Origin of the sequence: Polaribacter sp. WD7, assembly GCF_003335085.1 — a bacterium.
In the GTDB taxonomy this organism is placed as follows: Bacteria; Bacteroidota; Bacteroidia; order Flavobacteriales; family Flavobacteriaceae; genus Polaribacter.
Genome location: NZ_QPEJ01000015.1, coordinates 84,131 through 96,170, shown reverse-complemented (window position 1 = coordinate 96,170; position 12,040 = coordinate 84,131). Strand labels below are relative to the sequence as shown.

Annotated in this window: 9 protein-coding genes; 3 read left to right on the top strand and 6 right to left on the bottom strand. The window is 30.2% G+C overall.

Annotated elements, in window-relative coordinates:
* The first annotated feature begins 20 nt into the window (after window positions 1–20).
* Window positions 21–728, top strand: coding sequence for a lipoyl(octanoyl) transferase LipB (gene lipB / locus DUT90_RS03015; protein WP_114425251.1), 708 nt, complete (start codon window positions 21–23; stop codon window positions 726–728).
* Window positions 729–847: 119 nt separating this feature from the next.
* On the opposite strand, the gene DUT90_RS03010 is transcribed toward lipB, so the two are convergent.
* Complete coding sequence (locus tag DUT90_RS03010) at window positions 848–1,900, bottom strand: nucleoid-associated protein (protein WP_114425249.1); 1,053 nt, start codon at window positions 1,898–1,900, stop codon at window positions 848–850.
* A gap of 151 nt (window positions 1,901–2,051) precedes the next feature.
* Window positions 2,052–2,651 carry a ribonuclease HII gene (locus tag DUT90_RS03005; RefSeq protein ID WP_114425247.1) on the bottom strand — a complete coding sequence of 200 codons (600 nt, stop codon included), beginning with the start codon at window positions 2,649–2,651 and terminating at the stop codon, window positions 2,052–2,054.
* Between the two features lie 160 nt (window positions 2,652–2,811).
* On the opposite strand from DUT90_RS03005, the gene DUT90_RS03000 reads away from it, so the two are divergent.
* On the top strand, window positions 2,812–4,770 hold the full coding sequence (locus DUT90_RS03000) for a putative porin (RefSeq protein WP_114425245.1): 1,959 nt from the start codon (window positions 2,812–2,814) through the stop codon (window positions 4,768–4,770).
* A gap of 228 nt (window positions 4,771–4,998) precedes the next feature.
* Here DUT90_RS03000 and DUT90_RS02990 read toward each other — a convergent pair whose 3' ends face one another.
* On the bottom strand, window positions 4,999–5,322 hold the full coding sequence (locus tag DUT90_RS02990; protein ID WP_258848489.1) for a GNAT family N-acetyltransferase: 324 nt from the start codon (window positions 5,320–5,322) through the stop codon (window positions 4,999–5,001).
* A gap of 130 nt (window positions 5,323–5,452) precedes the next feature.
* A complete protein-coding gene (gene nhaC / locus DUT90_RS02985) occupies window positions 5,453–6,922 on the bottom strand; it encodes a Na+/H+ antiporter NhaC (protein ID WP_114425242.1) in 1,470 nt (489 codons plus the stop codon).
* Between the two features lie 79 nt (window positions 6,923–7,001).
* Between nhaC and DUT90_RS02980 the strand changes: the two genes are divergently transcribed.
* Window positions 7,002–8,024 carry a metal-dependent hydrolase gene (locus DUT90_RS02980; RefSeq protein ID WP_114425240.1) on the top strand — a complete coding sequence of 341 codons (1,023 nt, stop codon included), beginning with the start codon at window positions 7,002–7,004 and terminating at the stop codon, window positions 8,022–8,024.
* 10 nt (window positions 8,025–8,034) lie between these two features.
* Here the strand turns inward: DUT90_RS02980 and DUT90_RS02975 are convergent, their stop codons facing one another.
* Together DUT90_RS02975 and DUT90_RS02970 are read right to left on the bottom strand one after the other, a co-directional pair.
* Window positions 8,035–9,996, bottom strand: coding sequence for a transglutaminase domain-containing protein (locus DUT90_RS02975; protein ID WP_114425238.1), 1,962 nt, complete (start codon window positions 9,994–9,996; stop codon window positions 8,035–8,037).
* Between the two features lie 2 nt (window positions 9,997–9,998).
* Window positions 9,999–11,915, bottom strand: a complete 1,917-nt coding sequence (locus DUT90_RS02970; protein WP_114425236.1) for a DUF3857 domain-containing protein — start codon at window positions 11,913–11,915, stop codon at window positions 9,999–10,001.
* Window positions 11,916–12,040 lie beyond the last annotated feature (125 nt).

Here is a 12,040-nt window from a genome sequence, read left to right as displayed (position 1 = left end):
TTATCTTTGTAGTCGCAAATATGAATAGAAACATACTACTTCAAGATTTATCTTTTAGAGATTATAAAGAAACTTGGGATTTTCAAACCTCTCTTCTTCAAGAAATTGTAGATGTAAAAATTAGCAATAGAAGAAATGACGCTACAGAAGCTACCAAAAATCATTTTCTCTTTGTAGAGCACCCACATGTTTACACCCTCGGAAAAAGTGGTGATTTGAGTAATTTATTACTGACTGAACAACAGCTTGAAGATAAAGGAGCTAATTTTTATAAAATAAATCGTGGTGGAGATATTACCTATCATGGCCCTGGACAAATTGTTGGTTACCCAATTTTAGATTTAGAAAATTTTTTTACTGACATTCACAAATACCTACGTTTGCTAGAAGAAACTATTATTCTTACCATTGCAGAATACGGAATTAAAGGTACACGAAGCGAAGGTGAAACTGGTGTTTGGCTAGATGTTGGTACTCCTTTTGCTCGTAAAATTTGTGCTATGGGCATTCGATCTTCACGTTGGGTTACCATGCATGGTTTTGCTTTAAATGCTAATGTAGATTTAGGGTATTTTGATCATATTATTCCTTGTGGTATAAAAGGAAAAGCGGTGACTTCTATGGAAGCTGAATTGAATACTAAAGTTGATTTGGAGGAGGTAAAAGCCAAAATCTTAAAGCATTTTAAAACGTTATTTGAGGTTGATGAGTTTTTGATTAGAGATTAATGGTTGGTAGTTTATGGTTTATGGTTTATGGTTTATGGTTTATGGTAAATAATAAAACCTCAACAACTAACAACTATAACAACTAACAACTAACAACCAACAACCAACAACCAACAAAACTACTTTTCTTCATTAAAATAGACTTTGTAATATTTCATTTTCTTTTCTTCATCATACCCTCTTTCTAAGTATTCTGAAGCTGCTTCTGGGGCATCTACATCTAACTTTATATTGATGTTAGTATCTAACTTTATTTCTGTTTTTAGCTTACTTTTTTCTTTTTTTAAAACCACACCAGATACATCAAAGTTATTTCTGATTAAAACATCGTTTAGGGTTTCAAAGTGTTTTTTATAATCGTCAAATAATTCTTTGTGTTTGTCTTCTTCAAAAACTTCATCTTTAAAATTATGGTAATCTACAGCTTCGTGCTCTTTAAAGTAATCTACTGTATTTGCTAAAAAATTACCTTGTTCATGCATTCCTAATTCTGGTTTAATTACTTCTTCAGAAAACTCTTTACACAGCTCTAAATAGTTATGAGTATGCGAGTTGTAATCGTCTGCAAGCTTTACGCTTAAGAAATTTTTAATCCAATATTGTGCATCGTAGTTGTTGTTGTCTACAGAAAAAACTACAGTTCCTTCTGGGTCTGAGGTGTTTAAAATTAAACATCCTTTGTCTATTCTTTTTGTAGAAATTCCTTTTTGAACCACAACATCCCAACTTTCATTATCATCTAAATAGGTTTGAAAAAAATCTACTTTATTTTCAATTTTAAATACTCCTACAGCTTCTGTTAACACATCTTTATACTCTAGTCCTTCTATAAAAACAACAATAACATCACCTGTTTTAATTTGGGCAGAGTTAGATTGCTCGTATAAATGATTTACCATGTTTTTAGAATATTCTACAAAGGTACTTTCATCTGAAAAAATTTCTGAGGCATAATTGTTAAGCTCATTTAAACGTACATCTGCATGATGTGTAAAGCGATAACTTTGCGTTAAGTTGCCAAATGGTTTTAGTAAAAACCCTTTCATTAAGTCGTAGCTTTCTTGATCAAAACGAATTAAATCTTCAGAAAATACGTTTTGACCGCTATTGAATTTGTTAGCGACTTTGTGTAAAATACACTTGGTAATTTCTGCTCTGGTTTTTTTAATCATCATGTAAAAATTTGGAACGTAAAAATAATTTAAGTTTTTAAATAATTCTAGTTATTTCTAAAAGTTTATAAACAGGTTTAGCCCTGATTGAACGGTTTGTTTGAGCTCGTTGAGGTACGAAACAGCGAGTAGTGAAAACAGGAAATAGCTTCTAAAAATTTAACTTTAATTGTTCTGGCAATAATTTAAAGGATTTTCTGTGGTATTTTGTGACTCCAAACTCTCTAATTGCGGCTCTGTGTTGCTTGGTTGGGTATCCTTTGTTTTTTTGCCAATTGTATTGCGGAAATTCTTGATGAATTGTAGCCATATATTCATCTCTATACGTTTTTGCCAAAATAGAAGCTGCGGCAATACTTAGATACTTTGCATCTCCTTTTACGATGGTTTTATGCGGAATTTCTTTGTAGTTTTTAAATTTATTACCGTCTACAATGATAAATTCTGGTTGGGTTTTTAACTTTGCTATAGAACGATGCATGCCTGCAATAGAAGCTTGCAACACATTAATTGCATCTACTTCTTCTTGCCACACAAAACAGACCTCAAAGGCAATGGCATTTTCTTCTATAAATGGTCTTAACTCATCTCTCTTTTTTTCTGATAATTGTTTAGAATCGTTTAAAAACGGATGCGAAAAATCTTTTGGTAATATAACCGCAGCGGCTACTACTGGTCCAGACAAACAGCCTCTTCCGGCTTCATCTGTACCTACTTCTAAAGCGCAACCACTATAATTTGATTTGAGCATAGTACAAAGAAAAGAAAACTTTTTTGTTTACCTTCTTTTTTGCTTAAGAATACAATTTGATAAAAAATTGAAAAACTTGTATAAATTCGTAGATTTACGCATACTTATTCACTCATATTTTCGTTTTATTATTTTACATTTGCCTCTGTAGAAATCTACTATGAATACAAAAGTATCTTTATTTTTTATATTTCTTTTTGTTGCCTTTCAGGTTGGTTTTTCTCAAGGTGCTAATGGTATTGTAAATCCTAATGACCTTCTAAACAACGGTAATGATAGTATACCTAATTCTGGTGAAATAACAGTTACCTTATCTGGTAAAACAAAATATACAGATTATAAAATTTTTTCTCATAATAGAGATACCACCTACATAGATACAACTTTATCTATTCAAAAAGATTATAAATTTAACTGGTTACGAAAAGATAATTTTGAGTTGTTAGAGTTTCATAACCAAGGACAAACGTTTACCACCCTAGGCTATGATTTTAGTAATTTAGATCTTTTTCCTGATCTTGGTTTTACAGCAAAACAGTTTAGTTATTTAAATATTGAAGATATTAAGTATTACGAAGTTCCTACACCTACCACAGAAATTACGTACAGAACGGGTTTACAACAAGGACAGGTTTTGGATGCTATTTTTACCTTAAACTTTTCGAGAAGGTTTAATGTATCATTATCTTATAAAGGCATTAGATCTTTAGGTGCCTACAGAAGATCTTTAGTAAGTAACGGAAATTTTAGGGGTACTTATCATTACAGAACAAAAAATGATCAGTACCAAATACGTGGACATTTTACTACTCAAGATTTTTTTAATGAGGAAAGTGGAGGATTGCCTGAAAGTTCTATAGAAAACTTTCAAAGCAACGATCCTGACTTTGAAAATAGAGCAAGAATTGATGTAAATTTAAACGATACTGAAAATCAGTTTGATAGTAGCCGTTTTTATCTAGAACAAAGTTATAAGTTACTCTCTAGTAAAGACTCTACCAATACCAAAGATTTTAGCAATTTAAAAATTGGACATACATTAACCAATGAGATTAAAGATTATAGATTTATACAAGGTACAGTATCTCCATTATTTGGTGAGGCAAGCCCTACAGGAACTTCTAAAAATAAAGTAGAAGAAGTTTTTAATAATAATGAACTTAATCTAGAGTTTAATTCAAAATATGTTCTAGGTAAAATTAAGGCAAAAGTTAATTTTACAAATTATTCTTATGGTTATGATACCATTTTAAACACCAATACGCTTATTTCTAAAACTAGGTTAACAGGTAAAGCAATTTCTTTTGGTGCAGACTGGAATGCTAGAATTAAAAATTTTAAACTAAATGCTGCTGGTAATTTAACACCTGGGAGCAGTAGATTATCTGGATCTTTTTTAAAAGGTGAGGCCTTATATGAAAAAGACAGTGTTTTTAGTATTAAAGGAAGTTTATTATTAAGTTCTAAATCGCCAAATTTTAATATGCTTTTACACCAAAGTAGATATGATGATTACAATTGGCAGAATGATTTTAGCAATGTAAACACAAGAGATTTGGGTTTTAATTTAAAATCTAAATGGCTTAATGCTGGAGTAAACTTAACCAATATAGATAACTATACTTATTTTGATGAAAATAATTTACCGCAACAATTTTCTGATCAAATTATTTACTTAAAAGCTAAAGTAAATAAAGAAATTAAATATTGGAAAATTGCCTTAGACAATACAGTAATGTATCAAAATGTGAGTAGCGGAAATGAGGTTTTTAGAGTACCTGATATTGTTACAAGAAACACATTATACTACCAAGATTATTGGTTTAAAGGAAAACCAATGTTGGTAAATATTGGTGCTACCTTTAAGTATTTTACCAAATACCAAATGAATGCTTACAACCCACTCATTGCTGAGTTTACGCTTCAAAACTCTCAAGAAATTGGGTTTTCTACTGTTGATGTTTTCTTTAACGCACAGGTAAGAAGAACACGTTTGTTTTTTAAAATAGACAATGTTACCTCTAGATTTAGTAGCAATAGAGATTATTTTTCTGCCCCAAATTATCCTTTTAGAGATTTTACAATACGCTTTGGTTTGGTTTGGAATTGGTTTATCTAGTCGCAATGTAATACATAAGGTATTTCTTTATGATAGTAATTAAACAAAACTAAACTAGAAATTTTTTATAGCTAGCTTAACATTAGATTAGCTCCTTTTAATCCACCTTATATTTTGGGCAAAAAAGGATGGATTTTAGATGAACATGCTTTTCTCTGAATGGAATGCAATTTAAAGATTGGTTTGATGTTTTATTACACCGAACACCTTGGGTTTTGCTCTTAATATCTATTCTTCTAAATCTTTTTGCATTACAGGTAAAAAACACCCAATGATTGAACTTTCTTTGTTGTCAATTGGATAAAACCCTTGCGAATTATAAGAAAGAACTGCATTTGGGTCTGCCAACAATGTCATAGTACTAGCTTTTAGTGTTCTTGCTTTTTGAAAAGCATGTATTAACAATTGTTTCCCAATTCCTTTTCCGATAAACGCTGGCAGGACAAATAACATTTCTAATTCTATTGATTTTTCTATTAGAGGATTTAAAAAATAAAAACTAACGATTGTATCATCAACTAGAAATTTAAAAATATATGACTCAGAAATCATTACTGAAGTTATTGTTAAATCTTCTTGCCAACTCTCAATTAAATGATTAGAATACCCCCAATAAGCTTTTAATTTTAAAGCAATTTCTGTAAGTTTATTTGCATCTTTTATTTTTGCAACACTAATCGTTTTAGCGTTTGATTAGCTGCTTAATTTTAATATTTAATGCGACAAATAATAACGTTGTAAACGGACTTAAATAGTTAAACATTGCATATATAAAGTAATCTGCAACCGAAACTCCTAACACGCTAGATTGATACGCTCCACAGGTATTCCAAGGAATTAAAACAGATGTTACCGTACCAGAATCTTCTAAAGTTCTGCTCAAATTTTCTGGAGCTAAATCTTTGTCTTCATAAGCTTTTTTGAACATTTTTCCAGGTATTACCAATGCCAAATATTGATCTGATGCTATTATGTTTAATCCTAAGCAGCTTATAACAGTACTGGCAAACAACCCAAAGATAGATGTAGCTACTGCTAATAAACTCTTTGTTATTTTAGCTAATGCGCCTATTGCATCCATAACACCTCCAAAAACCATAGCACAAATGATTAAAAAAATAGTCCATAACATTCCGTTCATTCCTCCTGAAGCAAATAATTCTGTTAACTTTTCATTATCTGTTTGCACTTGAGTGTCCGTTAAAATTGAAGTAATAACGGTTTCTATTTTTGAATCTGATAAATTTAGTAAAACGTCACCTTGAAATATAAACGCAAAAACACCTGCTAATAATACACCTACACCTAAAGCAAGCAAAGGTTTCGTTTTCTTTAAAATCATAGCAATAACAATTATAGGAACTACAAATAACCAAGGCGTAATATGAAATGTATTATCTATAGAAACTAATAAATTAGATACATCTGTACTACCTGTTGTTTGAGTTGTTGCACTCAAAATGGTAAAAATTATTAGTGTTACTATAATAGTTGGTATAGTAGTATACGCCATATATTTGATATGTGTAAACAAATCTGTACCTGCCATTGCTGGGGCTAAGTTTGTGGTGTCTGAAAGTGGAGACATTTTATCACCAAAATACGCTCCAGAAATTACTGCTCCTGCTATCATTCCTGTAGGTATACCAAGTGCACTCCCAATACCTACCAAAGCAATACCAACAGTAGCAGAGGTTGTCCAAGAACTTCCTGTAGCTACAGAAATTATAGCTGCAATAATTACAGATGCTGGTAAAAATATAGACGGACTTAATACTTGTAATCCATAATATACCATGGCAGGAATAATACCGCTTACTAGCCAAGTACCCGCTAAAGCACCCACTAAAAAAAGGATCATAATAGGTACAAAAACACTTTTCCAGTTCTCCCAAACTTCTACAAACATTGTTTTTAAAGAGACTTTATTAAAAAAACCTACTACTGCCGCAACAACACCGCCCATTAACAAAATATATTGGTTTGTGTACGCTCCAAACCACTCTTGCCCTTCTATAAAAAAGATATTGTACGCTAATAATGCCATTAAAATAACAACAGGAACTAAAGATTCTAACAAATTTAACTCTTTGTTATCTATTAGTTTTTGATCTTCTATATCTATTTCAGAAAGGTTTTTTTGATCTGACATTGTCTCTATTTTTGTATTGTAATGTTACGATTTTAGACCGTGTTATGCAAATTGATTTGGTTGACTTACATTTGCAATAATGGATTCTTTAACTCAAATTGTTTTGGGTGCTGCTTGTGGTGAGATTGCACTTGGTAAAAAAATTGGTAACAAAGCTTTATTGTTTGGAGCAATTGGCGGCACCATACCAGATTTAGATGTTTTTATTGGACGATGGTTGTATAGTAACGAAATAGAAGCCATGGCCTTTCATAGAGGGGTTATGCACTCTATTCTTTTTGCTATTTTGGGTTCTTTTCTCTTTGGATGGATTACTTACACGCTTTATAATTGGGGGAAAAGAAAAGGTTCTACTACGTTAAAAAACTGGATTTGGCTTTTCTTTTTATCTATTTTTACACATCCAATTTTAGATTGTTTTACGCCTTATGGCACACAGCTCTTTGCTCCTTTTTCTAACTACAGGGTAGCTTTTAATAATATTTCTGTTGCAGACCCTCTTTATACTGTTCCTTTTTTATTGAGTTTAATTGTTATGATGTTTTTTAAACGAACAACAATTAGAAGAACTTGGTGGCTAAAAGCAGGAATTTACCTAAGTTCTGCATATATGATTTTTACCATTATCAATAAATTTTATATTAATAGTGTTTTTAAAAAATCATTTAAAAAAGCAAATATAACCTATCAACGTTTTTCTTCACAACCAACTATTTTAAACAATATTTTATGGTATGCAGTTGCAGAAACTGAAACGCAATATCATTTAGCTTTTTATTCATTATTTGATAAAAGTGCTACTTCTGATAATATTATTACTGTTGATAAAAATCACGATTTGATTGATATGTCTGATACTAATCTAAAAACTTTAGCTTGGTTTAGTAATGACTACTTTAACCTTTCTAAAAAGGAAAAAGTAGGTACTTATAAATATGTAGATTTACGCTACCCAATGTTAAACCCTGAAGATTCATCTACCTCCGTTTTTAATTTTACAATCTTTTTTGAAAATGGAAAATGGGATATTTTACCTTTTGATGGTTCTCCACCCAATAAAGAAGATTTTTCAAAATTTATTAAACGTTTACAGGGGATTTAACTTTACAAATCTAAATTTTACTTAAAACAATCTTTTCAGATTCTTTTTTTACAATTTGATTGTAAAATTCTTTTAAATAAGGATAGTATTGAGGCGCAATTGTAGGCGTTTTAAATTCTAAAACGCAACTCGTTTTAATCTTGTTACCCATTTTACGTACTTGATATTTAAAAATCCCCATATTATTTGGCATTCCAATAGCTAAAGGTTCTGGTAACTTTTCTATTTGATAACCTTCAGGAATATCAATTAAAACATTATAAGCTTCTTTACTTTTAGCATCAAACTCTATAGGGAATTTTCTTTCATCTAATTTAAAAGGATTTTCTCTTTCAGTAAAAAATAGTAAGGGCTCTATGTACAATTTATTTCCTATTCCTTCTACTAAGTCTTCACTTTCAAATTTTACATTTCTAACGATTGGCTTAGATATATTTAATTTATTATCAACAGAAAACTCTTCAACTTCAATGTTATTTTTATCTTCATAATTGGCAATCAAGCTTTCTTCTTTAACATGATTAGAGTTTCTTCTATATCGCAACGCGTTTAAGTTATCAAATTTGGTTCTAATTCTTCCTTGAGCAATCAAATCTTCATCAAATTTAATCATCATTGTAGTATCTTCTGTAGCAGATTTACTAGATTGTAGGCTTACCCACTTAGAAGCACCTCCTTTTTTCACTAGTCTTCCTTTCCAATTTGAAGCTCTTGTTGGCAGAAGGTTTGGCATACTGTAAAATTCTGTTGCATCTAAAAGTAAATACTTACCATCTGAAAATGTAACCGAAGAAATAACATAATCAAAACCTCTACTTGTTGGAAATAATGGAATACCGTTTCCTCTAGAACTTACTAATACAGGGTTTGCATCTAAACCTGCAAAACGTAACATAGAGGTTAACATTAAATTTATATCTGCAACATTACCCGTTTTTTCTTTGAATGCCTTTTTTACTCCATTTTGAGCATATTTATTATAACTTTTGTTCCATCTTATATTTTTCTTTACGTACTGAAAAATTGCTGCTATTTTTTCATAATCGTTATTTCTAGTTGCCAAAAGGGCTTCAATTTCATCTTTATAGTATGCAGATTTTCTTAACTCACCTCCAAAAGAAGACACATCATATATTTGTTTGGCAACAGCACTCCAGGATGTATTGTAATTTTTTATACCTCCTTGAAATTGAAGAAAATCTGTCTGTGCCAGCTCAAATTTTATACCACCTCTATAGTTATCTACATTATATACAAATGCTTCATCATCTTTTAAAGCAGGTATATTATTTCCTTTGTAGGTAAAAGTTTCAGTAGTATAATCTGTATCACCAATTTTTGATGGTTTAGAATTATTTACTACTGGTAAAATGTAATATCCTTTTCGTTTTTTATTGTATTTGTAAAATTCAGGAATATCTATTTTAGTTTCTAGATATTTTATTGGTATTCCTAATTGAAACTGAACATCATCTATATAAAAAGCATAAGGAGAAGTTACTGTATATTTTAAATCTAAAATACACCCTTCTTTTATCTTAGGCATTGTTATTTTTACTTGACTAAAGTTATCATTAACCTTCTCTTTAAAAATGCTTTTTTTGGACAGTTTTTCTTTCATAACATTATTCTCTTCTAGAAAAAATGTATATCCTTTAATAGAACTTACAGATTCATTTTCTCCTGAATCTGGTGTATAATAAGTAATTAATTTTGTAGCATAATCAAAACCTTCTTTTGTATAAATTTTAATTCTAAGATGATATTCTGTATATAATTGAAAACTACCTTCTGATGGCATATAATCAAAATAACTCCATCTTTTTTTCATTAAGTAAGCAGCTTCTGCTGTAGAATCTAACTCATAAAATTTTTCTTCTAGAGCTTCTTGAGAAACTTTTCCAAATTTAGCATCTTGTGCTTTTACTACAACTTGACTTAGTAAGAAAACTATTACTATTATTTTTTTCATGATTATTTTTCCTTTTTAATTGCTATTCTTAAGTTTTCATATTTGGCTATACTTCTTCTAAAACTTCTGTATGCCTTGTAATCTTCTTTTGGATAAACACCTTCTTTTATTTCTATAGTTTTTTTAAAATTAAAATGGGTATCGTCTACTTTTGTAAAGAGTACATTGTAACTACCAAATTTTGTAGTTAGTTTTTTTTCTGGAGGTAAGATATCTAACACATAACCATTTGGCAGTTCAAATGAATATTGGTCAACGTCTTTATAACCTTCACTTATTTTTAATGGTAATTTTCTTTCTCTATATCTTTTAGGTACAAAACTTTTTTTATTAAAAACGTTTACACGAAATAAAAATTCATTTTCATTGAGAGTTGCATAATTTTGAATACTAATCTCTAGTTTTTCTGTAAAGGTTACTTCTTCTTTATTGTTATGTAGTCCTAAAGTTTCTACTTCCAAATTATTATTATAGCTCCAAATTTCAGATTTGTATTTTTTAATCAAATCTTCTTGAGATTCTGATTCCCAATTAAACTTATCGTCATAACGTAAACCCTTAGAAACTCTCTTTAAAACAGCTTTTACATCTCCTGTAGGTAAAAGTGTAATTCTTGCATTTGAAGTTTGAATATTGTCTTCTCCTTTATAAGATGTTGTACGTTTAATAACCCCACCTTCTGGAGTTATCACCAATACATTTCTATCATGAGTAAAGTCTCCCAAAAAACCAAAAGGTATTGTTTGACTTGTGCATTCTAGCCAAATATCTTTACCACTTGAATCTGGAATATTTAAAATAACATGATTTCCTTGAATTGATGAAAATTCTTTATCTATATCTCTTTTTTCATCTGCGTAAACTACAGTATAATAAGAGGTAACCCCAACTGCGTCTAAAAGTGCTTTCATATAATTGGTTAGCCCCTTACAATCTCCATAACCAACCTGATCTACTCTGTTAGATGCTATAGGCTCCCAGCCACCAATACCAACTTGAACACTAATATAACGTGTTTTACTTTGCATATACTCGTAAACAATTTTTGCTTTTTGTATAGGGTCTGTTTCTCTTTCTACTAAAGATTTTACTTTTGCCACAGTTACTTGATCTAATTCATTTCTACCTAGCAATAATTTTTCGTACATCCACTTGCCAAATTCTTTCCAATTAGAATAGTTACCTTCTACACCTTTTAATTGAAACTTATCTAGAGCAATTATAACCTTTGGTAAAAAATCTCTATAATGTATTGCGTTTCTCTCATACACATAAGCTTGTTGATTTTGTAAAACGTAACTTATCTCATTTTTAGATTCTTGCTCTTCTATGTTAAAACCTTCAAAATTAAATTGCTTTTTTCGCCAAGGTATTTGGTTAGGGTTTTTAATTACGTATGAGCTATTCTCTACAGAAACATAATATCCATTTACTGGAAACCACCATGGAATAAAACCTGTTGTTGATGTTTTATATTCTGATAAAAAAACTACAGTGTAAGGGTAAGAAACTGGTGTGTAATCTAAGTATTTAACTCTAGAGTCTGAGTATAAAGTACCTCCTTCTACTGCACTAACATCATTAAAGTCTTTCTCTTTAAACTTGTTTACTTCTTCTCCTAAAGCATTATAAATCAATACAGATAAATTGGTTATTTTGGTATCATTATCATAACTCTCTCCAAGTCTCGCATCTGCATTTCCCATTTTATTTAAGACAGTAACAGTTTTAGACTTTCTGACTACCATTTGATTGATATCCTCAATAATTATTTCTGTAGATTGGTTTCTAATTACTGCATTTGCATTCTCTTTTAATTCGGGAGAGATTGATAAGGAGGAATAATCTACTACTTGAGCACAAATAGAGAAGTAACTAAATAATGGTAAAAGAATAGTGATGTAAAAATACTTTTTCATGCAATTGTTAATCATAGTAAGCACCAAATCTAAAAAAAAAAGCCTAAAACTGAAAGTTTTAGGCTTAATCATTGAATTTGAATTGATTCTAAATGAATATTTAGAAGTCTTACTATTTATTTACA